Consider the following 26,017-nt stretch of genomic DNA (forward strand, 5'->3'; position numbering starts at 1 on the left):
AGGGACCCGCCGCGTAGCGGTGGGAGGTGAGGGGTCTCACCGGCTGACGTTTTAACCCCTCACCCTTCCACGCCTAAGGCGCGGGCCCCGCCCTCTCCCTCTGGGAGAGGGAGAATTCAGTGCGTCGCGTCCCAGTAAGCCACAGCTTCGGCGTCGCGAAGGCTAAGCTCTGGGTAGCGAGGATCGGTTCCCACTTCCGGCAGGATGCGCCAGGAGCGGGCGCACTTGGCGCCCTCGGCCAGCCTGGGATCGACCGACACGCTCTTGACCTCGTCGGTCCGGAACGCGCCGGCGTCGCCCGCGACCAGGGTGGCGGCCGAGGTGCGGAACACCTCGGCGGCGTCCAGGCCATCGAAGGCGGCCAGCAGGTCGGCGTCGGCGATGTGGACCACCGGCGCGGCCTCAAGGGCAGAACCGATGCGCTTTTCGCGGCGCTCGACTTCCAGGGCGCCGGTCACCACGGAGGTGACGGTCTCGACCTTGGCCCAGCGGGCGGCCTCGGCCTGGTTTTCCCAGGCCGGCACATTGTCGGGGATCACGCGGTAGGCCACCGGGCCGGCCTCGGGGAAGCGGGTGACCCACGCTTCTTCCATCGTGAAGCTGGCCAGCGGGGCCAGCCAGATGGTCAGGCGGTCGAAGACATGGTCCAGCACCGTGCGATAGGCGCGGCGACGCAGCGCGTTGGGCGCGTCGCAGTACAGGCTGTCCTTGCGGATGTCGAAGAACAGCGCCGACAGGTCGCCCTGGCAGAACTCGATCAGCGGCCGGATCACGTCGCTGAAGCGATAGGCCTCGTAGGCGGCCTTCACCTGACCATCCAGTTCCCACAGGCGGTGCAGGATGAACTTCTCCAGCGGCGGGAAGTCGGCGTAGTCGGTGACGCGCTCGGCCTTGTCGAAGCCGGCCAGGGCGCCCAGCAGGTAGCGCATGGTGTTGCGCAGCTTGCGATAGGCGTCGGTGGTGGTGGCCAGGATCGTCTTGCCGATCCGCTGGTCCTCCGAATAGTCGACCATCGCCGCCCACAGGCGCAGAATCTCGGCGCCGGACTCCTTGGTGATCGCCTGCGGCTCGACCGTGTTGCCCTTGGACTTGGACATCTTCTCGCCGTTCTCGTCCTGGGTGAACCCATGGGTGAGAACCGCCTTGTAGGGGGCGCGGCCGCGTGATCCGCAGCCTTCGAGAAGCGACGACTGGAACCAGCCGCGGTGCTGGTCCGAGCCCTCCAGATAGAGGTCGGCGGGCCAGTGGCTGTCGGCGCGGCCCTCGATCGTGAAGGCGTGAGTGCAGCCGCTGTCGAACCAGACATCGAGGATGTCGGTGATCTTCTCGTACTGGGCCGGGTCGTGGACGCCCAGGAAGTCGGCGTCGGGGGTCGTGAACCAGGCGTCCGCGCCGCCCTGGCGGATGGCGTCCAGGATACGGGCGTTGACCGCCGGGTCGTTCAGCGGATGGCCGGTGTGCTTGTCCACGAACATGGCCAGCGGCGTGCCCCAGTTGCGCTGGCGGCTGACCAGCCAGTCGGGACGGGTCTCGACCATCGAGCCGATGCGGTTGCGGCCGGCGTCGGGGTGGAAGGCGGTGTCGGCGATGGCCTGAACGGCCGTCTCGCGCAGGGTCTTGCCGCCCAGGCTGTCCACGGCGTGGTCCATGCGGATGAACCACTGCGGGGTGTTGCGGAAGATCACCGGGGCCTTGGAGCGCCAGCTGTGCGGATAGCTGTGCTCGACGCGGCCGCGCGCCAGCAGGTTGCCGGCCTCGATCAGCTTGTCCATCACCGCGCCGTTGGCGGGCCCGAACTTGCCGGCCTTCTTGCCCTCGGTCTCGATGACCTGCAGGCCGCCAAACATCGGCACGTGCGCGTAGTAGGCGCCGTCGGGATCGACGGTGTCGGGGATCTCGCGATGACCGTGGGCCAGCCAGACCTGATAGTCGTCCGCGCCATGGCCCGGGGCGGTGTGGACGAAGCCGGTGCCGGCGTCATCGGTCACGTGGTCGCCGGCCAGCATCGGCACGGCGAAGCCGTAGTGGCTGTCGAGGTCGGCCAGCGGGTGGGCCAGGACCATGCCTTCGCAATCGACGCTTTCGATCTTCTCGAACGACGCGACCTTGGCGGCCTTGAAGACATCCTCGGCCAGCTTCTCGGCCACGATCAGACGATCGCCGACGGCCGACCACGGGGCGAACTCCAGGCCTTCCTCGAGCGCCTTCACCTCGTATACCGCGTACGGGATGTCCGGATTGTACGAGACCGCGCGGTTGGCCGGGATGGTCCACGGCGTGGTGGTCCAGATCACCAGCTTCGCGCCGACGGCGGCGTCCGAACCCTCGACGACCGGGAACTTCACCCAGATCGTGGGGCTGACATGGTCGTGGTACTCGATCTCGGCGTCGGCCAGGGCGGTGCGCTCGACCGGGCTCCACATCACCGGCTTGGAGCCGCGATAGAGCTGGCCGGTCGACAGGAACTTGTGGAACTCGGCCACGATCGTGGCTTCGCTGCTGAAGTCCATGGTGGCGTAGCGGTTCCACCAGTCGCCCAGCACGCCCAGGCGCTGGAACTCGGTCTTCTGAGCCTCGATCCAGCCGGCGGCGTAGGCGCGGCACTCGCGGCGGAACTCCTCGGCCGGGACCTCGTCCTTGCGGCGGCCCTTGGCGCGGAATTGCTCCTCGATCTTCCACTCGATCGGCAGGCCGTGGCAGTCCCAGCCCGGCACGTAGTCGACGTCGTAACCCAGGGCGAAGCGCGAGCGGACCACGAAGTCCTTCAGCGTCTTGTTCAGGGCGTGGCCGATGTGGATCGCGCCGTTGGCGTAGGGCGGGCCGTCGTGCAGCACGTACAGCGGCGCGCCGTCGGCTTGTCTCTTTGCGCGAACAGCGCCGTACAGGCCCTTGGGCGACAGGGCGGCCCAGCCCTCCAGGATCTCGGGCTCCTTCTTGGGCAGACCCGCGCGCATCGGGAAGGGGGTGTCGGGAAGGAAGACGGTCTCGCGATAGTCGCGGGTGGGCGTGGCGTCGTCGGCCATGGATGGGTGTCCGGCTTTACTAGGGTGTCGGAAGAGGGCGGGAAAAACCCGGCGCGCGCTGGACGATCGACCGGCGGCGTCACGCCGGGCGGATAATTCGCGAAATCTTCCGAACGGAATTCATGGGGTTGGGGGATAGCAGAGGGCGGCAGGTGACGCCAGTACTTGCCCCCTCCGCGCCTGCGGCGCTCCTCCCCCAGAGGGGGAAGAAGGGCCGCGAACCTTCCGCCCCCTCCGGGGGCGGACGACCGCGAAGCGGTCAGGTGGGGGCAAGTGACCGCTTCAAAACGCCGGCGCGACGATCGCTCGGGCGTCCTTTTCGTCCTGGCGGATCTGCTGGATCATCAGCTCCAGGCTGTCGAACTTCAGTTCCGGGCGCAGGAAGGCGATCAGGTCGGTCTCGATGATCTGGCCGTAGAGATCCTCGTCGAAGTCGAACAGCCAGGTCTCCAGCCGGGTCTCGACGATGCCGGTGGTCGGGTTGTTGCCCAGGTTGGCCACGCCGGGCACCTCGCGGCCGTCGGGCAGGCGGGTGCGGGTGGCGTAGACGCCCAGCTTGGGCACCACATAGTCCTCGACCTCGACATTGGCGGTCGGGAAGCCCAGCTGGCGGCCCAGCTGCTGGCCCCGGCGCACCACGCCCTCGATGGCGAAGGGCCGGCCCAGGATGCGGGCCGCCTGGTCGGGCTGGCCGTCGCGCAGGGCGTCGCGGACGGCGGTGGACGAGAACTTTTCGCCGTCTCCTTCCGTCGAGACCTCGGACACCGGCTCGGCCACCGAGACGGTGAAGCCGTATTCCTCGCCATAGGTCTTCATCAGCGCGGCGCTACCGGTGCGGCCGCGGCCGAACGAGATGTCGAAGCCGACGGCCACGTGCTTTACGCCCAGGCCCTCGACCAGCACCTTCTCGACGAACTCGCGATCGCCGAAGCTGGCCATCTCGAAGTCGAAGGGCAGCAGGTAGAAGAGATCGACGCCCAGCCCGCCCAGCGCGCGCGCCTGCTGGGCGTGGGTCATCAGCTTGAAGGCCGGTTCGGTCGGGCGGAACAGGCGACGCGGGTGCGGGTCGAAGCTGACCACGCCCAACGGCGTCTTGGACGCCAGCGCGGCTTTCGCCGCCTGGGCGATCACCTGCTGGTGCCCCCGGTGCACGCCATCGAAATTGCCCAGGGCCACGGACGCGCCGCGCTCCTCGGAGGGCAGGTCCTTCCAGGCGTGTACGGTCTTCAGCGTCATCAGGCGGCCTTGCGCGGAACCATGACCAGGGCTTCGCCGTCGACCACCGCCTTGCCGTTGACCTTGCAGACGGTGGCGAGGGTGACCTGGGCCTTGGCCTCGTTGATTTCGGTGATCGTGGCGGAGGCGGTGACCGTGTCGCCGATCTTGACCGGCCGGCGGAAGCGCAGCGCCTGCGACAGGTAGATCGCGCCCGGACCGGGCAGGGCCGTGCCCAGCACCGCCGAGATATAGCCGGCCGACAGCATGCCGTGGGCGATGCGCTCGCCAAAGCTGGTGCCGGCGGCGTAGGCGGCGTCCAGGTGGACGGGATTGTTGTCGCCGGTCACCTCGGCGAAGGCCTGGATGTCGGCCTCGCCGACGGTGCGGACCAACTCGGCGGTCTGGCCGACGCTCAGTTCTTCGAGAAACTTACCTTGGATCTGGCCCTGCATGACGCGTCCCCTGCGTTTTTATTGTGCGTTGCACACAGTCTAGCGTCTCAAGCCGGCTTCACCAGACCAGATCGCCAATCGCGTGGGTCGCGCCCACCTGCTCGGCGTCCAGCAGGGCGTGAACGGCGTCGGGCTCGAGGTTCCCGTCGGGGCCGATGGCCTTCTCGCCGTGAATGCCCTTGGCGATGAACAGGCAGGCCAGCTTTTGGTCGTGGGCGCCCTTGACGTCGGTGATGACGCCGTCGCCCACGCAAAGCACCCGGTCGCGGTCGACGGGGCGGTCCAGCAGGCGGGCGGCCTCGGCCAGGGCCAGGTCGTAGATCGCGCCATAGGGCTTGCCGGCCATGACGACCCTGCCGCCCAGGCTCTCATAGAGGTCGGCCAGGGCCCCGGCGCAGAAGATCAGCTTGTCGCCGCGCTGCACCACGCGGTCGGGATTGGCGCAGATGAACAGCAGGCCCCGGTCGGCGGCGACCTTCAGGCGGTCGCGATAGTCCTCGGGGACCTCGGTCTCGTCCTCGTAGAGGCCGGTGCAGGAGATGAAGTCGGCGTCCTCGCAGCTGGCGCTCTCCAGGGCCATGCCTTCGTAGAGCACCTCGTCGCGGGCCGGGCCAATCTTCCAGACCTTGCCGGGCGCGCGGGCCCGCAGCAGCGACTGGGTGGCGTCGCCCGAGGTGACGAAGCCGCTCCAGGCCGAGCGCGGCACGCCCAGGCCGTCCAGCTGGGCCACGACGTCCGCCGACGGGCGCGGCGAGTTCGAGATCAGCACCACCGGGCCCTTGCTCTGGCCCCACTTCGTCAGGGCGTGGCAGGCTTCGGGGAAGCTCGCCACACCGTTGTGGATCACGCCCCAGACGTCGCACAGCACCACGTCGTAGCGGTCGGAAAGGGCGGACAGGCCGGCGGGAAAATCCATCATGGCGTGGGCGGTAACGGTCCGGGGGCAGGGCGTCAATGTCGCCACGCGCCATAGCTGTACCCGATCGGCCAGGATTCAAGACCTTCCCGGCGGCTTCAAGGTGAAGCTTTCGGAGATCGGCGTTCCGTGACTATCCTGTGGTTAACGAGGGGGAGGGGCCGATGACGATTCTCATTCTGGGTCTCTTGATGTTCCTGGGGATCCATTCGGTGCGGATCGTGGCCGCGCCGGTGCGCGATGCGCAGGTCGCCGCCAGTCCAAAGCGCTGGAAGGGCCTCTATTCGGTGATCTCGGCCGGCGGGCTGGGGCTGATCATCTGGGGCTGGATCCTGGCTCGGCCGACGGCGCCGCAGGTCTATGATCCGCCGGCCTGGGGGCGGCACGCGACCCTGGCGCTGGTCTGGATGGCCTTCGTGCTGATGCCGACCGCCAACGCCCCGACCGGGCGGATCAAGGCGACGGTGCGCCACCCGATGCTGCTGGGCGTGATCTTCTGGTCGTCCGGCCATCTGCTGGCCAATGGCGACCAGGCGTCGGCGGCGCTGTTCGGATCGTTCCTGGTCTGGGCGATCCTCGACCTGGCCTCGGCCCTGAGCCGCAAGGCCCCCGCGCCAGTGGCGACCAACCCCCGTTCGGACATCATCGCGGTGCTGGCCGGCACGGTGCTGTGGTGCGTGTTCGTGGTCTTCCTGCACCGTCTGCTGTTCGGCGTCTCGCCGCTGGGGTGACCTCTCCTCCCCGCATCGCGGGGGAGGAGAGTCAGGTCGCGTCGTGGAAGATCACGCCCAGCGTCCTTCGCCGCCCCGACCGCACCTCGCTCACCCCGTGCCGCAGCATGCGCCGGTGGACGCCGCGAGTCCCCTCGGCCGGGCGTTCGCGGACGGCGAAGATCACGCCTTCGCCCTGGCGCAGGGGCACGACCTGAGGCGCCGACTGCTGGCGCGGGCGCTGCTCGACGATGACGAACTCGCCGCCCTCGAAGTCGCGGCCCGGTTCGTCCAGCAGGAACGCCGCCTGCAGCGGGAAGACGTGCTCGCCATAGAGATCCTGGTGCAGGCAGTTGTAGTCGCCGGGGCCGTAGGTCAGCAGCAGCGGCGTCGGCCGCGCCTGTCCCGCTTCGCGGCAGCGGGCCAGCATGTCGTCCAGCGCCTCTGGGAAGCGCCGGTCCTCGCCCAGCCGCTCGGCCCAGGCATTGGCGATGGTCGACAGCGGTCCATAGAGCCCCTGCCGGAGCCGTTGCACGACGTCCGGCAGGGGATAGCTGAAGTACTTGTACTCGCCGCGCCCGAAGCCGTGGCGGGCCATCACCACGCGGCTGCGGAAGCCCGCATCCAGGGGATAGAGATCGGCGATCCCCTGGCAGGTCTCGGGTTTCAGCATCGGGCCGGTCAGGGCCCAGCCACGCATGTCGAGCTCGGCGGCGATGCGGGTCCAGTCTAGAGTCACGCCGCCTCGCGCGCCAATTCACGAGCCAGCAGCGCCCGCTTGCGCTCGACGCCCCAGCGGTAGCCCGACAGGCCGCCGTCGGCGCGGACCACGCGGTGGCAGGGCGTGATCACCGCCAGCGGATTGGCTCCGCAGGCCTGGGCCACGGCCCGGAACGCGCTGGGCCGGCCAATGGCGCGGGCGATGTCGCCATAGGACGCGGTCTGGCCCGCCGGGATCTCGCGCAGGGCCGCCCAGACTGCCTTCTGGAGGTCCGTGCCCTGGGCGTCGATCGCCAGATCCAGGTGGTGGTCGGGATGGTCGACCAGCGCGGCCACGGCCTTCAGGTCGCTCGCCAGGGCGTCGGCGTCGGGAACGATGCGGGCGTGCTTGAAGCGCTTCTCCAGGTCGGCCTTCAGCGCCTCGGCGTCGTCGCCCAGGGTGACCAGGCGCAGGCCGGCGTCGGAGCGGGCGACCAGGGCCAGGCCCAGGCTGGTCTCGCCGACCGCCCAGCGCAGGGTCTCGCGGTTGAGGTCGGGCTTGCAGCGCAGGCAGGCGCGCAGGCCATCGGCGCGGGCGTCTTCCCGGGTGGCGTAGAAGGCGACGTTCTTGCGCAGCGGGCGGCCGCCGCAGCTGGCGACGCAATAGACGCCGGTCGTGCGCACGCCGATGTAGAAGGCGCCTTCGGCGGCGCGGTCCTTGGCGCGCATGGCGTCCCAGCGCGCATCGTCGGTGAGGTAGGCGGTCATGGGATGGTCTCCTTTCGTGGGGAGACCATGCGCCGGACAGCGCGTCGGATCATTCCGATGCTTGCGGCCGCGCGCCCAAACCTGTCAGCAGCGTGGGGCCTACCAGCCCGACGCGCGGCGGCGCAGGGTCCCGCGCATGAATTCCTGCGGCGGCTCGGCCTCGGCCAGCACCGCGTCGCGGATGGCGCGCGGCTCGCCGAACAGGTTGCCCTGGCCATAGCCGATGTCCAGGTCGAGGATGTCGACGATCTGCTTCTCGGACTCGACCTTCTCGACGATGACCTCGATGCCGTAGCGGCGGGTCAGGGCGGCGAAGTCGGCGGCGTTCAGGTCGGGCAGTGAGGCGATGACCAGCTTGCCGTCCTGCTCTTCCAGTTGGTCCAGCATCATCTGGGCGCCGACCTTGATGTAGCGGACATCGGCGCGGGCCAGGTCCTGGAAGTCGAGGTCCAGGTCGTTGACCTTGTCCAGGCTGAAGCTGAAGCCCAGGCTGGCCAGGCGGCTCATGTGGCGGGCCTCGACCGCGCCCCGGCGATCGAAACTCGCCTGGCCCAGCTCGAAGATCACCGCGCCGGCCAGGTCCTTGTTGGCCTGCATGAATTCCAGGAACTGCGGGAAGAAGCTCTCGTCGCCCAGGCTGGCCAGCGAGATGTTGCAGAAGATGCCGACCTTGCGGTCCTGCTTGGCCAGGCGGCGGACGATCTGCACGCAGCGGAACAGCAGCAGGTTGTCGATGGTCGTCATCAGGCCTTCGGGCTCGGCCACGGCCAGATATTCGGCCGGCATCATCACCCGGCCGCTCTCGTCGCGCAGGCGCGAGAAGCTCTCGTAGAACGTGGTCCGGCGCTGGGGCAGGTTGACGATCGGCTGCAGGTAGAGGTCGACGCGGTTCTCGGCCAGGGCGTCCTGCACGATCTCCAGCATGTGGCTGGCGTGCGGCGCGCGCTCGCGTCCCAGCGCGGGCTGGCGCGCGGCGGCGACCTGGTGGCTGAGCTGGTGCTCCAGCCGCTCGCTCATGCCTTGGATCAGGTCCTCCAACTGGTGGACCTCGGTCGACAGCTCGTCCGAGCGGCGCTGGGAGTCGGCGGCGACGGTCTCGACCAGGTCGGTGACGCGGGCGTCCACCTTCTCGATCTGGTCCAGCAGGATGGCGTGCGCCTCGCGCACGGTGTCGATCTCGCCGCGCAGGCCGGCGGCGACGAACGCCTGGGCGACCAGGCCGTGGAAGGCGAAGCACAGGCCCAGCGCGCCGACGAAGGCCGAGACGCCGACAGCCGGGGTCGCGCCCATCCTCCAGAGGAAGAGGGAGACGATCAAGGCCAGACAAAGATAGGCCCCCGTCAGGAGCGCCAGCATCAGCTTACGCATAATCAGCCCACACGAATCGTTACACGCAATCAGACCGATCCCGGCGCGCGAAGTCGAATCTATTAACGACCCTGCGCCATTCGGTCCCAACAGCCCGAGCCGCCAAGCCGGCGGCGTATCCTTAAGGTCTCAGCATAACCCGAAACGCCACGATCGCTGAATCGACATCGGTCGCTTGGACTGATAATCGTTCGCAATCTAATCGGAGCCATTATGTCCGAAGCGTTCGCGTTGTCGCCTGAACTCAACCCCGCCGGGATCGAAACCGCCGGCGTTCGCCCCCTGGCCAGCGCCGGGCGGGGCGAGCGCGGCGTGATCGTCCGGGTCACCGGCGTCTCCGGCGCGGCCGAGGCCGTCGCCGCCGAGGAGCTGGAGCGCCGCCTGCTGGAGATGGGCTTCGTCGAGGGCGCGAGCATCGAGGTGCTGCACGAGGGCCTGTTCGGCCGCGACCCGATCGCCGTGCGCGTCGACGACACCCGCGTCGCCCTCCGCCGCCGCGAGGCCGGCGCGGTTTCCGTGAAGTTCGACGGGCGCTAGGACCTTGGCCCTCGACACCGCCATCGCCGCTTCGGACGCCGCCCCGAAGCCCCCCGCCGCCGACACCGCCCGGATCGCCCTGGTCGGCAATCCCAACTCCGGCAAGACGGCGCTGTTCAACGCCCTGACCGGCAGCCGCCAGAAGGTGGCCAACTACGCCGGCGTCACCGTCGAGCGGAAGGAAGGCGTGCTGACCACGCCAGCCGGCCGCCAGATGCGCGTGCTCGATCTGCCCGGCACCTATTCCCTGCGCGCCCGCAGCCCCGACGAGGCGGTGACCCGCGACGCGGTGCTGGGCAAGCTGGCCGGCGAGGTCGCGCCCGAGGCCCTGATCTGCGTGGCCGACGCCACCAATCTGCGGCTCGTCCTGCGCCTGGTGCTGGAGCTCAAGCAGGTGGGCCGCCCGTTCGTGCTGGCCCTCAACATGTTCGACATCGCCCAGCGCCAGGGGCTGCGCATCGACCTAGAGCGCCTGTCCCAGGAACTGGGCGCGCCGATCGTCACCACCGTGGCGACCCGCAAGCGCGGCCTGCCCGAGCTGCTGGACAAGGTCGAGGCGCTGGTCGCCGAGCGGCGCATCGAGACCGAGAACGTCTGGCGCGAGCCAACCGCCGGCGAGATCCGCGCCGCCCACGCCGAGGCCCAGCGCATCTTCAAGGCCTGCGTGAAGCCGCCCGAGCGCCCCGACACCGTGACCGGAAAGATCGACGGCGTGCTGCTTCACCCCGTGGCCGGTCTCGTCATCCTGCTGACCCTGCTGTTCGTGATGTTCCAGGCGGTGTTCACCTGGGCCACGCCGCTGATGGATGGCATCGACGCGGGCTTCGCGGCCCTGGTCGCCTTCACCAACACCCACCTGCCGCAAGGCCTTTTGACCAGCTTCATCGCCGACGGCCTGATCGCCGGCGTCGGCAGCGTGCTGGTGTTCCTGCCGCAGATCCTGATCCTGTTCTTCTTCATCCTGATCCTGGAGGACAGCGGCTACATGGCCCGCGCGGCCTTCCTGATGGACAAGATCATGGGCGGCGCCGGCCTGCACGGGCGGGCGTTCATTCCGCTGCTGTCCAGCTTCGCCTGCGCCATTCCCGGCATCATGTCGACGCGGGTGATCGACAACCGCGAGGACCGGCTGACCACCATCCTGGTCGCCCCGCTGATGACCTGCTCGGCGCGGATCCCGGTCTACACCCTGATCATCGGGGCTTTCATCCCGCAGCAGACCGTCGGCGGCTTCCTGTCGCTGCAGGGGCTGGTGATGTTCGGCCTCTACGCCTCGGGCATCGTCAGCGCGCTGCTGGTCTCGTTCGTGATCCGGCGCATCTTTTGGCGCGGCGCGGTCGAGCCCTTCATGATGGAGCTGCCGACCTATCGCTGGCCCGAGCCGCGCAACCTCCTGATGAACCTGTGGACCCGGGCGCGGATCTTCCTGGCCCGCGCCGGCCGCATCATCCTGCCGCTGATGGTGCTGGTCTGGGTGCTGTCGACCTTCCCCTACCCGCCGGAAGGCGCGACCCGTCCGGCCATCGACTACAGCATCGCCGGTCGCCTGGGCCAGTTCCTGGCTCCGCTGATGGCCCCGATCGGCTTCAACTGGCAGATGACCGTGGCCCTGATCCCGGGCATGGCCGCCCGCGAAGTGGCCGTGGCCGTGCTGGGCACGGTCTATGCCGTGGGCGGCGGCGGCGGCGACGGCGAGACCGGCGCCCTGTCGACCCTGCTCAAGCACCAGTGGTCGCTGGCCAGCGCCCTGTCGTTCCTGGCCTGGTACGTCTTCGCGCCGCAGTGCCTGCCCACCCTGGGCGTGGTCAAGCGCGAGACCAACAGCTGGGTCTGGCCGACCGTGATGTTCCTCTACATGATCAGCCTGGCCTACCTGGCGGCCTTCGCGGTCTATCACACGGCCGTGGCGTTCGGGCTGGGGTGAGCTACCCCGCCCGTTCCAGGCCCTGGCCGTAGGACAGCCGTCGCCAGATCCATTCCAGCGGGCCCATGCGGAAGCGGGCCAGCCATAGCGGCGACCAGATCAGCTGCAGGGCCCAGATGGCGATCACGCACATCCACAGCTGCACGCGGTCCAGCTGGCCGAACAGGCCCAGGCCCCGGCCGCTCCAGAACAGCGTGGTCATGATGATCGACTGGGTCAGGTAGTTGGTGAAGGCCATCTGGCCCAGGCGCGCCAGCGGCGTCAGCAGGACTCGGACGGTCGCCGAGCGGATCAGCAGGATGGCCAGCGACGCATAGCCCAGGGTGATGGGCAGGGTCATGAATTCGTAGGCCAGATTGTAGCGACCCAGCGCCTGCGGCTTGGCGAAGCTGGTGGCAAGCTTCATGCCGTTCTCCCAGCCGGTCCAAACCAGACCGATCGCGCCTAGGGCGATCAGCAGCCCGTAGACCCAGGTCCTGGCCTTGCCCGTCAGGAAGCCGGTCTTGAACAGCGCCATGCCCAGCAGCATCAGGGCGCCGGTCCGCCAGATGAAGATGATCAGGCTGGCGGTCTGCAAGCTTGTCCACTGTTTGAAGTTGGCGGCGGTGGCCGAGGCCAGCCCCGAGCGCATGGCGGCGATCGCCGCCGGAATGTCGGTGTCGCCGGCCGGCGGGCCCATCTGGGAGACGACCCGCGCCCGGACCTCCAGCGGCGCGCCCTCCAGCACGATCATCGGGACGACGGCCAGGGCCGAGCCCAGCAGCAGGACGGCGATGCTGACCCCGACCAGCCGCCTGGGCGGCCAGGATCTCGCCCGCATGACGAGCAGGCCGGTGCAGGCGTAGAGCAGCAGGATGTCGCCGAACCAGATGAGCGCGCCGTGGATCAGGCCGATCACCAGCAGCCAGAAGAGCCGCCGGCGCAGCAGGGCGCTACGGGCGACATCCGACCGCTCGCCGCCGACCAGCAGGATCGACACCCCGAACAGGATCGAGAACAGGGTGACGAACTTGTAGTGAAAGAAGGTCTGGACAATCCACCAGGCGGCGGCCTCCGACCCGACCAGCGGGAACGGCGACAGCTCCGGCGAGACATAGACCGCCATCGGCTGGGCGAAGCCCACGGCGTTGACGGCCAGAATGCCCATCACGCCCAGGCCACGCAGGATGTCGAGGCTGAGATGCCGATCGCCCTTGGCGACAGGCCTCAGGGCGACCGGCCGCTGGGCCGGCGAGAGATCAGCGTCCGTCATCGGCGTCCCCTTCAGGACGCCGCCGCGCCCTTAGCGCGTGGGAACCGGCGTCTCGCCCCGGTAGTCATAGAAGCCGCGACCGGTCTTTTTGCCAAGCCACCCAGCTTCGACATACTTCACCAGCAGCGGGCAGGGGCGGTACTTGCTGTCGGCCAGGCCCTCGTGCAGCACGTTCATGATGCTCAGCACGGTGTCCAGGCCGATAAAGTCGCCCAGTTCCAGCGGGCCCATCGGATGGTTGGCGCCCAGCTTCATCGCCGTGTCGATGGCGTCGACCGTGCCGACCCCTTCGTACAGGGTGTAGATCGCCTCGTTGATCATCGGCACCAGCACGCGGTTGACGATGAAGGCGGGGAAGTCTTCGGCGTTGCTGGTGATCTTGCCCAGCGACTGGGCGAAGGCGACCGCGCGCTCGTAGGTCGGGACGTCCGTGGCGATGCCGCGGATGATCTCGACCAGCTTCATCAGCGGCACGGGGTTCATGAAGTGCAGGCCGATGAAGCGCTCGGGACGGTCCGTGGCCGAGGCCAGGCGCGTGATCGAGATCGACGAGGTGTTCGAGGCCAGCAGCGTGTCGGGCTTGAGGTGCGGCTGCAGGCTGCGGAAGATCGACTTCTTGACCTCCTCGTTCTCGGTGGCCGCCTCGATGGCCAGGTCGGTGGCGCCGATGGCCTCCAGGCCCTCGGCCGGCTGGATGCGGGCCAGGGCGGCCTGCATCGCGGCGTCGTCGATGATGCCGCGACCGACCTGGCGGGCCAGGTTCTTCTCGATCAGGGCGAGACCGGCGTCGATCCGCTCGCGCGAGATGTCGTGGAGACGTACGTCATAGCCGCCAAGGGCGACGACATGCGCGATGCCCGACCCCATCTGGCCGGCGCCGATCACGCCGACCGATTTGATTTCACTCATAAAAGCCAAGCCTTCGCTTGAATGCGCGCCAGGCTTCCCGCCCGGGCCGTCGGATATGACGACTTTTCTAGCACGAGAAACCGTGGCGCCGCCAAGGCTTTGCTGCGATGCAACGCGAGCCCGGCCGCGGGGCGCGGGACTCAGCCCTCGGGCGGATACGAACGGACGACGCCGTTGGGATCCTCGACCTCGCCCTCGGCCACGTAGTTCGGACCGACCGGGACCTTGCCGTGACCGCCCGGGATGTCGAGGACATAGGTCGGCTGGGCCAGGCCGGAGACCGTCCCGCGCAGGGCCTTCATGATCGCCTGGCCCTCGGCCAGGGTGGTGCGCAGGTGGGCCGTGCCGGGGGCGTGGTCGCCGTGATGCAGGTAGTAGGGCCGGATCCGCGTCTCGACGAACGTCCGCATCAGATCGGCCAGCACGACTGGATTATCGTTGACCCCGCGCAGCAGGACGGTCTGGCTCAGCATCGGGACGCCGGCGTCGACGATCCGGGCGCAGGCGGCGCGGGCGGCGGGCGTCAGCTCGCGGGCGTGGTTGGCGTGCAGGGCGACATAGACCGTCTTGGTCGTGCGCTTCAGCGCCGCGATCAGGTCGTCGGTGACGGCGTCGGGATCGACCGCCGGGACGCGGGTGTGGAAGCGGACGATCTTGACGTGGTCGATCGCCTCCAGCCGGTCCATCAGCGCGGCGATGCGACGGGGCGACAGCACGAAGGGGTCGCCGCCGGTGACGATCACCTCCCAGATCTCGGGCCGGTCGGCGATATAGGCGAAGGCCGCGTCCAGCTGGGCCGGCGTCAAGTTCGACAGCCCCTCGGGCCCGACCATCTCGCGCCGGAAGCAGAACCGGCAATAGACCGCGCAGGTGTGGGTGGGTTTCAGCAGCACCCGGTCGGGATAGCGGTGGACGATCCCCTCGACCGGGCTGTGGGCAGTGTCGCCGATCGGGTCGCCGTCTTCGCCGGGGCTGGCGATCATTTCCTCGGACGCGGGGACGAACTGGCGGGCGATCGGGTCGTTGGCGTTGGCCGGATCGATCAGCTCGGCCATCGCCGGCGTGATGGCCACCGCGTAGCGCGCCGCCACCGCCTCCAGCGCCGGCAGGCGCTCGGGCGGGACCAGCCCGGCCTCGACCAGGGACCGGGTGTCGCGGAGGGTCTTCACGGGGGTCATGAGGGGCGGGGATATGAGGGAAAACCACGCGCGTGGCAATCGCCGCGCCGCGCGTGGCGAGACGACGTTCACGCCTGGGTGGGTTGTTCCAGAACGCTGGCCTCGACGCCGCCTTCGACGACCTTCACGCCCAGGAAGTGCATCTGCCCGCCCAGATAGCTGATCGCCTCCAGCGGCACGCCGGTGTCGCGGCGCAGGCGCCGCGCATCGCCCAGCGTCAGGCGCAGGGTGAGGTCGGCGGCGGTCGCGCCCTCGGCGATGGCGTCGGCGATGCGGCGCTGGAACAGTGCGGCCGGCGGAACGGGCGGGGCCGGGGGGCGATCCTTGCTCACGACGGCTTGATCCAGAAGCCGTGCTCGCCGCTCACCCGGATCTGGCAGGCGTGCCCGTCGTCCTGCAGGCTGCGCGCCCGGCGGCACGCAGCGGCCTTGGCGACTTCCTTGTCGGCGGACTGGCCGAAATGGACGCCTTCGTGCTCCACGCTCCAGTTGCCCTCGTGACGGGCGACGGTAAGAATTTTTCGTTCTGTTGTCATGCGCATGCCGCAGGGTATCACGAAATCGCCGCGCGTTTACGAATAATAAAATTTCGCGTGCGGCCGCGATTTTTCTCGGCCGTAAAAATAGAAGTCGTCGCTATTTTCATCCGAAGTCTTGAGATTTTTCTCGAGCGGGTGGTGCGATTTCACGGAACATCTTCGCCCGCTGGGACGCATCGCGCGGACCACGCCAGGCCGTTCCGCTTCACCTCGATCACCACGAAGTCCTTGCAGTAGCCGCTCTGGCCGCTGATCGTGCAGGTCTCGCCGGGGTCCAGGGGGCGGCCCGATCGCGCGGAGATCGTCACCTCCAGCGCGTGCTTGGACCAGCCATAGACGATCTCGTAGGCGTGCGGCCCGAACAGCTGGTGGACGGTCATCGTCGTCGCGATCTGGTCGGCGCCGCATCGGTCACGCTCGACCAGAGGCTGGCGCGCGCCCGACGGCGATGACGGACCATGCGCCCTTACGGCGGACAAAGCCAGCTAGGGCGAGGGCGCACGGCGGCCGCGCCAACCGGCGTGTCCCGTGCTAGGCTGAGGCATCATGTCGACCTGGCGGCTTCTCCAGGCGTCGGTCGGCGGCTTCGATCGCAACCCGCATCGGACGCCCATGACCCAAATCTTCACCCAGAGCGACTCACTCGACGCGGGCCAGCTGCGCGCCTTGCAAAGCCTGGCCGAGCGCCAGCCGGGGCAGGACGCGAACTTCGTCAACATCGCCGCCGCCCAGGCCCTGACCGTCCTGGGCCTGGCGCGTCGCGGCGGCGGCGGCTGGGAGATCACCCCGCTGGGGCGCAATCATCTGCTGCGGGACGTTTCGCGCGACGACGCCGAGGGCGTGGCCAACGCGCCCTAGGCCGACCCCGCGACCGGCGTCCACACCACATCCTCGATCCGCCGCGCGCCGGTGGCCAGCAGGACCAGGCGGTCGAAGCCCAGGGCCGAGCCCGAGGCCTCGGGCATGGACGCCAGGGCGGCCAGGAAGTCTTCGTCGATCGGATAGCGCTCGCCGTAGATCCGCGCCTTCTCGTCCATCTCGATCCTGAACCGGCGGCGCTGCTCGGCCGGGTCGGTCAGTTCCCCGAAGGCGTTGGCCAGCTCGACGCCACACGCATAGAGCTCGAAGCGCTCGGCCACGCGCGGGTCGGCGTCCTTCGGCCGGGCAAGCGCCGCCTCGCTGATCGGATATTCGCACAGGACGGTGGCGCGACCTTCGCCCAGGCGCGGCTCGACCTTCTCGACGATGATCCGGCTGAAGATGTCGGCCCAGCCGTCGTCCTCGGCCACCCGGATCCCGGCGGCGCGGGCGGCGGCGGCCAGGGCGTCGCGGTCCGTCGAACCGTCCGGGGCGACGCTGGCCAGCAGGTCGACGCCGGCGTGGCGGTCGAAAGCCTCGGCCACCGACAGCCGCTCGGGCGGGGCGAACGGGTCGCAGGCCATGCCCCGGAAGTCGAAGCGCGTGGTCCCCGCCGTCTCGGCCGCCAGGGCCAGCAGGGTCGCGCAGTCGTCCATCAGGGTCTGGTAGGGCTGTCCGGCCCGGTACCACTCCAGCATCGTGAACTCGGGATGGTGCAGCGGTCCGCGCTCGCGATTGCGCCACACCTTGCCCAGGCTGAAGATCTTCTCCTCGCCGGCCGCCAGCAGCTTCTTGCAGGCGAACTCCGGCGAGGTGTGCAGGTAGAGCGGGCTGGCCTCGCCCGAGATCGTCATGGCCTCCGTGGCGAAGGCGTGCAGGTGGGCCTCGTTGCCGGGCGAGACCTGCAGGGCGGCGGCCTCGACCTCCTCGAAGCCCTGCCCCTCGAACCAGGCGCGGAACGCCTTGGTGATCCGGTTGCGGGCCAGCAGGAACGGGCGGCGGTCGGCGTGGACGTCGGCGCGCCACCAGGATGCGGTCGGGGATGAGGGCAAGGCGTCAAAACCGAAGAGACTGGAGATTTCGGCCCGTTCGCTATACGAGGGCGCTCACAGATCAATAGCACGATCGCGCCCGCGGCCTCGCGCGCGCTTTCATCCAAGGACGGAACTTAAGTGAAGGTCGCAGCCAGCTCGCTCCGCAAAGGCGCCGTCGTCGATATGGACGGCAAGCTCTACGTCGTCCTGACGGTCGACAACATCCACCCCGGCAAGGGCACCCCGGTGACCCAGCTGAACATGCGCCGCATCTCGGACGGCGTGAAGGTTTCGGAGCGCTACCGCACGACCGAGCAGGTCGAACGCGCCTTCGTCGACCAGCGCAACCACACCTTCCTGTACCAGGACGGCGAGGGCTTCCACTTCATGAACCCGGAAACCTACGACCAGCTCGTGGCGACCGAAGAGGTGATCGGCGACGCCGCGCCCTACCTGCAGGAGAACATGACGGTCCAGCTGTCGACCCACAACGACGTGCCGATCGCCATCGAACTGCCGCGCACCGTAGTCCTCGAGATCGTCGACACCGAACCGTCGGTGAAGGGCCAGACCGCGTCGTCGTCCTACAAGCCGGCCGTGCTCAGCAACGGCGTCAAGACGACCGTCCCGCCGTACATCACCGTGGGCACTCGGGTGATCATCCTGACGGAAGACAACAGCTACCAGGAACGCGCCAAGGACTAAGCGTCCTTCGGAACGCCGAAATGACGAAGGCCCGGCGGTTTCCCGCCGGGCCTTTTTCTTGGTCCGTCCTCGCCCTTCGACGCGCTCAGGGTGAAGACTACTTTCATGGCCGTTCAGTCGGAAACCTCACCCTGAGCTTGTCGAAGGGCGAGGTTTCCGTTGCGCCGACTAGAACTCCGCCGACACCGTCACGAAGCCCATGCGCGGGGCCTGCGGGAAGGCCGTGTAGCCGCCCGAGTTGCTGGTCACGCCGGCCGTCGAGACGCCCTTCTTGTCGAACAGGTTGGTGACGTTGGCGGTGACGCGCAGGCCCTTCACCATGCCCTTGTCGGCCATGTCGAAGGTGTAGCCGGCCTGCAGGTCGACCAGCATCATCGACTTGACCGAGAGGTCGTTCAGGTAGGTCACGAAGCGCTTGCCGACATAGTCGCCGCTGATCTGGGCGTCGAAGGCGCCGTAGTTCCCGCGGGCGATGGTCTTGTTCATCCACTTGGGCATCAGCGGCACGTACTTGCCGCCGGTGGCGACCGTGACCGGGGTGGAGACGCCGCCGACGATCGTCGTGCCCGACTGGTAGTCCTGGTCGTACTTGGACTCGTTGTACGAGACGGCGTTGTAGAGCTGGAAGTGGTCGCCGAACTTCAGGGTGCCGGCCACGTCGACGCCCTTGGTGGTCACGTCGCCGACATTGGCCAGGATGGCCGGCGCCGGGTTGATGAAGTTGTAGGGCGCGATGTTCAGCAGGCGGTTGCTGAACTTGACGTTGTAGGCGTTGACTTGGCCCTCGACGCCGGTGATCGGGCCCCAGGCCACGTCGTGGCGGCTGCGCAGACCCACTTCATAGGTCCACGAGGTTTCCGGCTTCACCGTCGTCTTGAACAGGTCGAAGGCCGCCTGGGTGCCCAGGCTCCAGGCCGAGAAGCCGTAGAAGCCGCTGCCCGCGCCATACGGGATGAACTGGCGCATGTTCTGCTGGACGTTGACGAACACCTGCTCGGTGTCGGTGGCGTCCCACAGCAGGCCGGCCTGCGGCAGGAACCACTTGTTCGACTTGATCGAGCCGGTCGGATAATGGACCGGCACGGCCACGGTCGGCAGGTTCTGCTGGTTGATCGGGAACTTGCCGGTGGCGTCCTGCAGGCTGGACTTGAAGCCGGCCTGCAGCAGCAGCTTGGGCGTGATCCGCCACTGGTCCTGCAGGTGCAGCTGCACGTCGTTGACGTAGAACTCGGCGAAGTACTGGGTCAGGGCCTTCTTGCCGCGCGGCACGTCGTACGGCGACAGGTCGTTGTTCTCCTTGGTCATCGGATACCAGACGCGGTGCTGGGCCGGTTCGTTGTGCTCGAACCAGACGCCGCCCTTGATCTGGTGATCGCCCAGCGTCCACTCGGCCGTCGACAAGAGGCCCGTGCGGTTGATGCGGTACTCGGTGGTGCGCACGGCGTTGCCGCTGCCGCCCATCAGGTTGACGATGTTCTGCAGGGTGGCGGCGCTGGTCGCCGTGCCGACCACCAGGCTGGGATAGTAGGTGGCGAACAGCGCCGGCAGGCCGGCGGTGTTGATCGGACCCGCCACGATGCCGCGGCCGAAGTTGTAGTGGTGATACAGCTGGTTGGTCCAGGTGAACCCCTCGACCGGCTTCCAGGCGTATTTCAGGTAGCCGATGATGTCCTCGCGCTGGGCGGCGCTGAAGCAGTTCGAGAAGTTGTTGCCCTGGGCCGGCGGCGGGGTGCCGGGGCCGCCGGTCAGGCGGCTGGAGCAGGCGGCCAGGTCCGGATAGATGAACGGGCGGGTATAGGGCGTGTAGCCGGCCGCGGCGGCGGTCTGCTGGTTGCCCATGGCCGTGGCGTCCTCGTTCGGCTCCACCTTCATCTGCCAGTCGGCGTAGAAGGTCAGCTCGCCGTGCTCGTCTTCCTTGACCAGCTTGAGGTTCACCTGGTGGCCGCGCTGGTGGCCGTCGAAGTCCCAGGCCTTGGCGTCCTGGCGCAGGTACGAGACGTAACCCTTGAAGCCATTACCCATCTCGCCGCTGTCGAGGCGCACGAAGGTGCGGCTGGTTTCGTTGCTGCCCAGGGTCTGGCGGACGTTGAAGCCGCGCTCGGCCGACGGATCGCGGCTGAAGGTCTCGATCGCGCCGCCCAGGTTGCTGGTCGAGGCCACGCCCAGCGAGCCGGCGCCGGACGACAGGGTCACGCGGCTGACGTTCTCGCTGGTCACCGCGCGCGACACCGACAGGCCGTTGTAGTTGCCGTACTGCTGGTCGCCCAGCGGCACGCCGTCCAGGGTGAAGCCCAACTGCTGGGTCGAGAAGCCGTGGACGAACAGCGACAGGTTCTGCTCGTTGTTGCCCCACGGATCGGCGGTCCGATAGACGACGCCGGGCAGGAACTGGATGGCCTTCAGCGGGCTGGCGCCGGGCAGGACGCGCTGGATTTGCTGGGCCTCCATGGCCACCGCCGAGCGGGTCTCGCGCTGGCTGGTGATGATTACCTGCTCGACACTGGTCGAGTCGGTGTCGGCGGCCGCAGCGGCGGCGCCCGGCGCGGCGGCGACTTCGGCGGCGTGCGCGCCCGTGGCCAGAAGCGCCGCGGCGGCCGCGCCGCACCACAGCCGCGCCTGGCGGCTGAACGTCGTGTTGGACTGCATGATTCCCGTATCCCCCATCGCGATTGCGTGGGGCGGGCATAGGGACGCCGTGGGACGGCTCGACGACAGATTGACGACGCTCCCGTGACGGTGGCGCCGACGCCACAGGGGCGGGGCGCTACAGCCCGATCGCCTCCAGCTGCGCGCGGTTCATGGCGTCCAGCTGGGCGGCGGTCAGCTTGTTGACCTGGGCGCGGGACAGCTGGCTCAGTTGCGAGGGCGCGAAGGCGGCGATCTGCTCGCCGGTGAAGCCGGCGATCTGGCTGGGCATGATCTGGCCGATCTGGGTCGCGCTCAGGCTCTGGATCGCCACCCGGGGCAGCTGGCCGACCTGGGTGGTGGTCAGGGCCCCCAGCTGGGCGCCCGACAGCCGGGCCAGGCCCTCGGCCCCGAAGGCGGTCAGCTGCTCGTTGGTGAAGCCGCGCACCTGGGTCGCGGTCAGGCCGCCGAACTGCTCCTCGTTCAGGCCGGCCAGCGCCGTCAGCGACAGCGCGCCGATCTGGCCGGTGGTCAGGGCGGCGACCTGGGTCTTGTTGAACTCGCCGATGTCGGTCGCCGACAGGCCGCGCACCTGGACCGGCGACAGGGCGGCGATCTGGCCGACCGTCATGGCCGCCACCTGGGTCACGTTCAGGGCCGAGATGTCGGCGGCCGAGAAGCCTTCCAGCTGCGCCGCGCCCAGGGCCGCGACCTGGGTGGTGGTGAAGTCGCCGATGTCGGCGGCGTTGAACCGCTCGATCTGGGTGGCGGTCAGGCCGCGCACCTGGGTCGCGGTCAGGCGGGCGAACTGGGTCGCGTCCAGAGCCGAGAGGATCTCGCCGCGCACCGCGCCCATCTGGCCGGCCGAGAGGGCCGCGACCTGGCTTTCCGACAGCGCCCCGAAGGCGGCGGCGTCCAGGCTGGCCACGATCGTCGTGGACAGGCCCGCCACCTGGGTCGTCGCCAGGCTGGGCAGGCGCGAGGCTCCCAGGGCCGCGAAGGCCGTCGGCGTCAGGGCGCCGATCTGGGCGGCGCTCAGGCTGGCCAGGTCGCTGTTGGAGAGGCCGGCGATCAGGGTGGTCGACAGGCCCGCCATCTGGGTGGCGGTCAGCTGGCCCAGGCGCCCCTGGAACGCGCTGTCGGGCAGGCCGGCCATCTGGGTCGTGGTCAGGCCCGCGAACTGCGCCGCCGACAGGCCGGCGATGGCCGTGGTCGACAGGCTTCCCAGGTTCGTCGCCGACAGCGCCCCGATCTGGGCGCCGGTCAGGGCCGCGACCTGGGTCGTCGTCAGCTCGCCGAAGTCGGTGGTCGACAGCGATCCGACCTGGGTGGTGGTCAGGCTCTGGACCTGGGTGGTCGACAGCCGCGCGACCTGGGTGGCGCTGAAGGCGGCGAAGGCGGTGGCGGACAGGGCCGACAGGAAGCCGCTGGACAGGCCGCCGACCTGGGTCGTGGCCAGGGCCGCCAGCTGCGCGCCGGTCAGGCTGCCCGCCTGGGTGGTCGACAGGCCGGCCAGCTGGGTGGAGGCCAGGGCGCCGACCTGGGTGGCGTCCAGGGCCGGCAGCACGTCGACCGACAGCGCCCCCAGCTGCACCGAGGTCAGGGCCGCCAGCTGGCTGGCCGACAGGCCTGGCGTCTGCGACGGGCGCAGCGCCGAGATCTGCGACGGCGCCATGGCCTTCAGCTGGGTCGCGGTCAGGGCGGCCAGCTGGGTCGGGCTCAGCGCCGACACGTCGGTGGCGGGCAGGGCGGCCAGCTGGCCGGGCGCGATGGCCCCGACTTGGGTGGCGCTGAGTTCGGCCATGTCCTCGGGCGTCAGGCCGCGCAGCTGGGTGGCGGTCAGGGCGCCGATCTGGCTGGTCGACAGCGCCGCGACGTGGGTGGCGTCCAGGGCCGAGACGGCGGTGGACGACAGGCCGCCGATCTGGGCCGGGGTCAGCTGGGCCAGGCGACCGCTCTCCAGCCCGGCCACGGCGGTGGCCGACAAGGCCGCCACCTGGGTCGCGCGCAAGGCGGTCCATTGGCCGCTGGTCAGGCCGCCCAGGTCCGTGGCGTCCAGCGTGGCCAGCTGGGTGGTCGACAGGCCCTGGACCTGGGTCGGCGTCAGGCCGGCCCATTGGGTGGGGGTCAGCTCGCCGACCAGGGTCGACGACAGCGCGCCCACCTGGGCGGTGGTCAGGGCGGCGACCTGGGTGGCGCTGAGCACGGCGAAGGTGGCGGGCGCCAGGCTCCTGACCTGGGTGGCGGTCAGGCCGCGGATCTGGGCGGCGTCCAGCCGTTGCAGGCCTTCGGTGCTGAGCGCGGCCAGGCCGGTCACCGACAGGGCGCCGATCTGGCCGGCGGTCAGGGCGCCGATCTGGGTCGGGCTGAGGGCCGCGACCAGGTCGGAGGGGGCCTTGCCGATCTGGTCGTTGGACAGGGCGCGCAGCTGGGTGGGGCTCAGCGCCGCCACCTGGGCGTCGGTCAGGCCGGCCAGGGCGGTGGCCGACAGCTTGTTGACCTGGGCCACGTTCAGATTGCCCACCGCCGCGGCCGACAGGTGATCGATCAGGGCGCTGACCTGGGTCCCGTCCAGCGCGCCGATCTGGGTGGTGTTGAAATCCCCCACGTCGGTGTCGGACAGCCCCAGCAGCTGGGTGGTGGTCAGGCCCTTCATCTGCACCGCCGACAGGCGCGCGGTCTGGGTGGCGTTCAGGGCCGACAGCACCTCGGGCGTCAGGCCGGTGATCTGGACGGCGGTCAGGGCCCCCAGCTCGGTGGTGCTCAGCCGCGCGATGTCGCTGGGCGTGAAGATCTTCAGCTGGGCGGCCGTGATCCCCTGGAACTGGGCCGGGGTCAGGGCCGAGACGCTTCGCAGGGTGGCCAGCTGGGTTCCCGACAGCGCGCTTACCTGGCCGGGGCTGAGGGCGCCGACCTGTTCGGGCGACATGGCCCCGACGTCGCTGACCGACAGGGCCTTCAGCTGCAGCGGCGTCAGGGCCTTGATCTGGGTGGGGGTCAGGGCGCCGAACGCCGCGTCGGACAGCTCGGCCAGCCGCTCGGGCGGCAGGTCACGGATTTGGGCGGCGGTGAAGGCCTTCAGCTGGGCGCGGGTGAACTCGTTGAAGTCCTCGCCGTCCAGGGCCTTCAGCTGGTCGGTGCGCAGGCGGGCGATCTGGCTGGCGCTGAGCACGCCCACCTGCTCGGCGTCCAGCGCCGCGAAGCCGGTCGCCGACAGGCCGCCCACGGCCTGCGGGTCCAGGGCGGCCAGCTGGGTCGGGGTCAGGCTGGTGATCGTCGTCACCGACAGGGCGGCGGTATGGGCGCCGGACAGGCTCGCCAGCTGGGTCGGGGTCAGGGCGTCCAGCACGGTCGCGCCGGCCTTGCCCAGTTCGACGGGCGAGAGCGCCTTGACCTGGGTCGCGGTCAGCACCGCCAGGCGGCCGGGAACCATGGCCTTCAACTGGTCGGCGTTCAGGGCCGACAGCTGCAGGGCGGTGGCGCGGCTCCACTGGCCGGGATTGGTCAGGGCGACGGCGCTGGGGGACAGGCCGCGCAGGGCGGCGACCGACAGGTTGGAGAACTGGGTGGCGTCCAGGGCGCCGATCTGCTCGGCCGACAGCAGGGTGACCTGGCTGGAGGCCAGCGCCGACACCTGGCTGTTGCTCAGGGACCCGAACTGGTCGCGGCTGAACTCGCCGATGTCGGTGGCCGACAGGCCGCGCAGCTGCGCGGCGCTCAGCGCGCGGACCTGGGCCAGGGATAGGCTGCGCACCTGGTCCTGCGACAGGGCCGACACGGCCGTGGCGGTCATGGCCGCCATCTGGGTGGTGGCCAGCCCGTCCAGCGCCTGGGTGCTGAGGCCCGCGACCGTCGTGCGCGACAGCGACTGCATCTGGGCCTGGTTCAGGACCACCAGCTGGTTGGCGCTGAAGGCGACGGTGGCCGACAGGCGCGGCAGCTGGGCCGTGGTCAGGGCCGTGACCTGGCTGGGCGAGAAGGCGGCGAACTGCTCGGCGGTCATGCCGCTGATCGCGGTGACCGAGATGGCCGCCACCTGGGCCTTGGTCAGCTTGGCGAACTCGGATGGCGGCGCATCGGCCAGGGCGGCGCTGGTCAGGGACGCGATCTTGGCCGGAGTCAGGCTCGACAGGACCGACGCGTCGGAATTGATGGCCACCATGGCGGGACTTCCACCGTACTCGGGCCGCGCGATCCCCTTCGAGGAGGCTGAGCCAAAAAACCGCCAACATTCCCGGACGGCGAATCGTTAACCTCCACTTTAGGTGGAAGGGCGTTTCGTTCAAACTGTATTTCCGAGCTTGGCATAGGCGGTCAGGCCGGCGACCAGGGCGTCGAAGACCAGGCGCACGCGGCGCACGTCCTTCAGATCCTCGTGGGTGACCACGAAGGTCTCCAGGTCGAAGTTGAAGACCTCGGGCAGCACCCGCTCCAGCATCGGGTCGCGGATGGCCAGGCCGCTCTGGCAGACCCCCAGGCCCAGGCCCGCCCGGATGGCCGCCAGCTGGGCCACGTCGCTATCGGTGCGGAAGGTGAACGCGTCGAGGCGCAGGTCCAGGCCCATGGCCTTGAGCGCCCGCACCAGGGTCGTCTCGCTCTCGTAGCCGATCAGCGGCAGTCGCTGGGCCTCGTCCAGGGTCGTGGGCCGGCCCCAGGCGTCCAGCAGGCGCCGATGAGCGTGCAGGCCCAGCGGGATATTGCCGATCCGCTTGGCCACCAGCGCCTCCTGGGTGGGGCGGACCATGCGCACGGCGATGTCGGCCTCGCGGCGCAGCAGGTCCTCGCTGCGGTTGGTCAGGGCCAGCTCGAAGACCAGGCCCGGATGGGCCTCGCGCAGGGTTGCCAGGATCGGCGGCAGCACCTCCAGGCCGACCACCTCGCTGGCGGTGATGCGCACCGCGCCCGAGGCGGCGTCGGCCTCGGCCGAGGCGGCGCGGGCCAGCGAGGCCGCCGCCAGAGCCATGGCCCGGGCGTGCTGGGCCAGCTCCTGGCCCAGCGGCGTCGGCGTCAGGCCCGAGGGCGAGCGGGTGAACAGCGCCACGCCCAGCTGAGCCTCCAGGTCCTCGATCCGCCGGCGCACCGTGGGCTGGGCCGCGCCCAACTGGCGGGCGGCGGCCGACAGGCTGCCGGTCTCGATCACGGCCAGGAAGGCGCGCTGGCGCTCCCAATCTACAGGGGTGGCCACGGCGCTGGCGACGGCGGAGGGAAGATCAGGGCTCATATATTTTTGATAGTCCGATCGATCGTTCTCGACAATTTCTGTCAGGGGCGTCGCGGCGCATCTTCGGGTCATCGCAACGACA

General features: G+C 69.4%; 23 protein-coding genes and 1 pseudogene. 6 read left to right on the forward strand and 18 right to left on the reverse strand.

Annotation, left to right across the window (positions count from 1 at the left end; all coding sequences use genetic code 11):
- Window positions 1–116 precede the first annotated feature (116 nt).
- The 5 genes from ileS to MZV50_RS03385 all read right to left on the reverse strand — a co-directional run bounded on the left by ileS (window position 117) and on the right by MZV50_RS03385 (window position 5,612).
- Complete coding sequence (gene ileS, locus MZV50_RS03365) at window positions 117–3,023, reverse strand: isoleucine--tRNA ligase (RefSeq protein ID WP_252633007.1); 2,907 nt, start codon at window positions 3,021–3,023, stop codon at window positions 117–119.
- Window positions 3,024–3,102: 79 nt separating this feature from the next.
- Entirely contained in the window at window positions 3,103–3,147 is a 45-nt protein-coding gene (locus MZV50_RS03370) for a hypothetical protein (RefSeq protein ID WP_252635163.1), read from the reverse strand.
- 158 nt (window positions 3,148–3,305) lie between these two features.
- Window positions 3,306–4,259: a bifunctional riboflavin kinase/FAD synthetase gene (locus tag MZV50_RS03375; protein ID WP_252633008.1), complete on the reverse strand. Its 954-nt coding sequence runs from the start codon at window positions 4,257–4,259 to the stop codon at window positions 3,306–3,308.
- Window positions 4,259–4,693: a MaoC family dehydratase gene (locus MZV50_RS03380; RefSeq protein ID WP_252633009.1), complete on the reverse strand. Its 435-nt coding sequence runs from the start codon at window positions 4,691–4,693 to the stop codon at window positions 4,259–4,261. Before MZV50_RS03380 ends, MZV50_RS03375 begins: the two co-directional genes overlap by 1 nt.
- Before the next feature lie 58 nt (window positions 4,694–4,751).
- Window positions 4,752–5,612, reverse strand: a complete 861-nt coding sequence (locus tag MZV50_RS03385; protein WP_252633010.1) for a TIGR01459 family HAD-type hydrolase — start codon at window positions 5,610–5,612, stop codon at window positions 4,752–4,754.
- Window positions 5,613–5,773: 161 nt separating this feature from the next.
- Between MZV50_RS03385 and MZV50_RS03390 the strand changes: the two genes are divergently transcribed.
- A complete protein-coding gene (locus MZV50_RS03390) occupies window positions 5,774–6,340 on the forward strand; it encodes an NnrU family protein (protein ID WP_252633011.1) in 567 nt (188 codons plus the stop codon).
- Between the two features lie 31 nt (window positions 6,341–6,371).
- Here the strand turns inward: MZV50_RS03390 and MZV50_RS03395 are convergent, their stop codons facing one another.
- The 3 genes from MZV50_RS03395 to tipF form a co-directional block, all read right to left on the reverse strand.
- Window positions 6,372–7,019: a 2OG-Fe(II) oxygenase gene (locus tag MZV50_RS03395; RefSeq protein ID WP_252635164.1), complete on the reverse strand. Its 648-nt coding sequence runs from the start codon at window positions 7,017–7,019 to the stop codon at window positions 6,372–6,374.
- Between the two features lie 35 nt (window positions 7,020–7,054).
- A complete protein-coding gene (locus MZV50_RS03400) occupies window positions 7,055–7,786 on the reverse strand; it encodes a methylated-DNA--[protein]-cysteine S-methyltransferase (protein WP_252633012.1) in 732 nt (243 codons plus the stop codon).
- 99 nt (window positions 7,787–7,885) lie between these two features.
- Entirely contained in the window at window positions 7,886–9,154 is a 1,269-nt protein-coding gene (gene tipF / locus MZV50_RS03405) for a flagella assembly cyclic-di-GMP phosphodiesterase TipF (RefSeq protein ID WP_252633013.1), read from the reverse strand.
- A gap of 213 nt (window positions 9,155–9,367) precedes the next feature.
- Between tipF and MZV50_RS03410 the strand changes: the two genes are divergently transcribed.
- Both MZV50_RS03410 and feoB read left to right on the forward strand, forming a co-directional pair.
- Entirely contained in the window at window positions 9,368–9,691 is a 324-nt protein-coding gene (locus MZV50_RS03410; RefSeq protein ID WP_252633015.1) for a FeoA family protein, read from the forward strand.
- Window positions 9,692–9,713: 22 nt separating this feature from the next.
- Complete coding sequence (gene feoB, locus MZV50_RS03415) at window positions 9,714–11,615, forward strand: ferrous iron transport protein B (RefSeq protein ID WP_252635165.1); 1,902 nt, start codon at window positions 9,714–9,716, stop codon at window positions 11,613–11,615.
- Between the two features lies 1 nt (window position 11,616).
- Here feoB and MZV50_RS03420 read toward each other — a convergent pair whose 3' ends face one another.
- The 6 genes from MZV50_RS03420 to MZV50_RS03445 all read right to left on the reverse strand — a co-directional run bounded on the left by MZV50_RS03420 (window position 11,617) and on the right by MZV50_RS03445 (window position 15,872).
- Complete coding sequence (locus MZV50_RS03420) at window positions 11,617–12,867, reverse strand: DUF418 domain-containing protein (protein ID WP_252633016.1); 1,251 nt, start codon at window positions 12,865–12,867, stop codon at window positions 11,617–11,619.
- Between the two features lie 30 nt (window positions 12,868–12,897).
- On the reverse strand, window positions 12,898–13,776 hold the full coding sequence (locus MZV50_RS03425; protein WP_252633017.1) for a 3-hydroxybutyryl-CoA dehydrogenase: 879 nt from the start codon (window positions 13,774–13,776) through the stop codon (window positions 12,898–12,900).
- Between the two features lie 140 nt (window positions 13,777–13,916).
- Entirely contained in the window at window positions 13,917–14,954 is a 1,038-nt protein-coding gene (locus tag MZV50_RS03430; protein ID WP_252633018.1) for a lysine-2,3-aminomutase-like protein, read from the reverse strand.
- 68 nt (window positions 14,955–15,022) lie between these two features.
- The gene (locus MZV50_RS03435) at window positions 15,023–15,286 is read right to left on the reverse strand and encodes a hypothetical protein (RefSeq protein ID WP_252633020.1); all 264 of its coding nucleotides are present in this window, start codon (window positions 15,284–15,286) and stop codon (window positions 15,023–15,025) included.
- A complete protein-coding gene (locus MZV50_RS03440; protein ID WP_354668922.1) occupies window positions 15,283–15,495 on the reverse strand; it encodes a hypothetical protein in 213 nt (70 codons plus the stop codon). The genes MZV50_RS03435 and MZV50_RS03440 overlap by 4 nt, the downstream gene beginning before the upstream one ends.
- 143 nt (window positions 15,496–15,638) lie before the next feature.
- On the reverse strand, window positions 15,639–15,872 hold the full coding sequence (locus MZV50_RS03445; protein WP_252633021.1) for a hypothetical protein: 234 nt from the start codon (window positions 15,870–15,872) through the stop codon (window positions 15,639–15,641).
- A gap of 166 nt (window positions 15,873–16,038) precedes the next feature.
- On the opposite strand from MZV50_RS03445, the gene MZV50_RS03450 reads away from it, so the two are divergent.
- Window positions 16,039–16,350, forward strand: a complete 312-nt coding sequence (locus MZV50_RS03450; protein WP_252633022.1) for a hypothetical protein — start codon at window positions 16,039–16,041, stop codon at window positions 16,348–16,350.
- On the opposite strand, the gene epmA is transcribed toward MZV50_RS03450, so the two are convergent.
- The gene (gene epmA, locus MZV50_RS03455) at window positions 16,347–17,402 is read right to left on the reverse strand and encodes an EF-P lysine aminoacylase EpmA (RefSeq protein ID WP_436792205.1); all 1,056 of its coding nucleotides are present in this window, start codon (window positions 17,400–17,402) and stop codon (window positions 16,347–16,349) included. The genes MZV50_RS03450 and epmA overlap by 4 nt on opposite strands.
- A 120-nt stretch (window positions 17,403–17,522) precedes the next feature.
- On the opposite strand from epmA, the gene efp reads away from it, so the two are divergent.
- Together efp and MZV50_RS26655 are read left to right on the forward strand one after the other, a co-directional pair.
- Window positions 17,523–18,089: an elongation factor P gene (efp, locus tag MZV50_RS03460; protein ID WP_252633023.1), complete on the forward strand. Its 567-nt coding sequence runs from the start codon at window positions 17,523–17,525 to the stop codon at window positions 18,087–18,089.
- Between the two features lie 20 nt (window positions 18,090–18,109).
- A pseudogene (locus MZV50_RS26655) lies at window positions 18,110–18,246 on the forward strand (hypothetical protein); the annotation flags it as partial.
- An 11-nt stretch (window positions 18,247–18,257) separates the two neighbouring features.
- On the opposite strand, the gene MZV50_RS03465 reads toward MZV50_RS26655, so the two are convergent.
- The 3 genes from MZV50_RS03465 to MZV50_RS03475 form a co-directional block, all read right to left on the reverse strand.
- Window positions 18,258–20,735 carry a TonB-dependent receptor gene (locus MZV50_RS03465; protein WP_252633024.1) on the reverse strand — a complete coding sequence of 826 codons (2,478 nt, stop codon included), beginning with the start codon at window positions 20,733–20,735 and terminating at the stop codon, window positions 18,258–18,260.
- Window positions 20,736–20,853: 118 nt separating this feature from the next.
- Window positions 20,854–24,876, reverse strand: coding sequence for a beta strand repeat-containing protein (locus MZV50_RS03470; RefSeq protein ID WP_252633025.1), 4,023 nt, complete (start codon window positions 24,874–24,876; stop codon window positions 20,854–20,856).
- A gap of 120 nt (window positions 24,877–24,996) precedes the next feature.
- On the reverse strand, window positions 24,997–25,935 hold the full coding sequence (locus MZV50_RS03475; protein ID WP_252633026.1) for a LysR family transcriptional regulator: 939 nt from the start codon (window positions 25,933–25,935) through the stop codon (window positions 24,997–24,999).
- Window positions 25,936–26,017 lie beyond the last annotated feature (82 nt).

Source organism: Caulobacter segnis (assembly GCF_023935105.1).
GTDB lineage: Bacteria > Pseudomonadota > Alphaproteobacteria > Caulobacterales > Caulobacteraceae > Caulobacter > Caulobacter segnis_B.

Excerpts from the sequence above, each read along its gene's own strand:
- MZV50_RS03445 (WP_252633021.1), bottom strand. The coding sequence starts at position 15,872 with ATGACCGTCCACCAGCTGTTCGGGCCGCACGCCTACGAGATCGTCTAT.
- MZV50_RS03400 (WP_252633012.1), bottom strand. The coding sequence starts at position 7,786 with ATGACCGCCTACCTCACCGACGATGCGCGCTGGGACGCCATGCGCGCC.
- MZV50_RS03390 (WP_252633011.1), top strand. The coding sequence starts at position 5,774 with ATGACGATTCTCATTCTGGGTCTCTTGATGTTCCTGGGGATCCATTCG.
- MZV50_RS03430 (WP_252633018.1), bottom strand. The coding sequence starts at position 14,954 with ATGACCCCCGTGAAGACCCTCCGCGACACCCGGTCCCTGGTCGAGGCC.
- MZV50_RS03450 (WP_252633022.1), top strand. The coding sequence starts at position 16,039 with ATGTCGACCTGGCGGCTTCTCCAGGCGTCGGTCGGCGGCTTCGATCGC.
- MZV50_RS03425 (WP_252633017.1), bottom strand. The coding sequence starts at position 13,776 with ATGAGTGAAATCAAATCGGTCGGCGTGATCGGCGCCGGCCAGATGGGG.
- ileS (WP_252633007.1), bottom strand. The coding sequence starts at position 3,023 with ATGGCCGACGACGCCACGCCCACCCGCGACTATCGCGAGACCGTCTTC.
- MZV50_RS03475 (WP_252633026.1), bottom strand. The coding sequence starts at position 25,935 with ATGAGCCCTGATCTTCCCTCCGCCGTCGCCAGCGCCGTGGCCACCCCT.
- tipF (WP_252633013.1), bottom strand. The coding sequence starts at position 9,154 with ATGCGTAAGCTGATGCTGGCGCTCCTGACGGGGGCCTATCTTTGTCTG.
- MZV50_RS03470 (WP_252633025.1), bottom strand. The coding sequence starts at position 24,876 with ATGGTGGCCATCAATTCCGACGCGTCGGTCCTGTCGAGCCTGACTCCG.
- MZV50_RS03375 (WP_252633008.1), bottom strand. The coding sequence starts at position 4,259 with ATGACGCTGAAGACCGTACACGCCTGGAAGGACCTGCCCTCCGAGGAG.
- MZV50_RS03465 (WP_252633024.1), bottom strand. The coding sequence starts at position 20,735 with ATGCAGTCCAACACGACGTTCAGCCGCCAGGCGCGGCTGTGGTGCGGC.
- MZV50_RS03380 (WP_252633009.1), bottom strand. The coding sequence starts at position 4,693 with ATGCAGGGCCAGATCCAAGGTAAGTTTCTCGAAGAACTGAGCGTCGGC.
- MZV50_RS03385 (WP_252633010.1), bottom strand. The coding sequence starts at position 5,612 with ATGATGGATTTTCCCGCCGGCCTGTCCGCCCTTTCCGACCGCTACGAC.
- MZV50_RS03410 (WP_252633015.1), top strand. The coding sequence starts at position 9,368 with ATGTCCGAAGCGTTCGCGTTGTCGCCTGAACTCAACCCCGCCGGGATC.
- MZV50_RS03420 (WP_252633016.1), bottom strand. The coding sequence starts at position 12,867 with ATGACGGACGCTGATCTCTCGCCGGCCCAGCGGCCGGTCGCCCTGAGG.
- MZV50_RS03440 (WP_354668922.1), bottom strand. The coding sequence starts at position 15,495 with ATGCGCATGACAACAGAACGAAAAATTCTTACCGTCGCCCGTCACGAG.
- MZV50_RS03395 (WP_252635164.1), bottom strand. The coding sequence starts at position 7,019 with ATGCGTGGCTGGGCCCTGACCGGCCCGATGCTGAAACCCGAGACCTGC.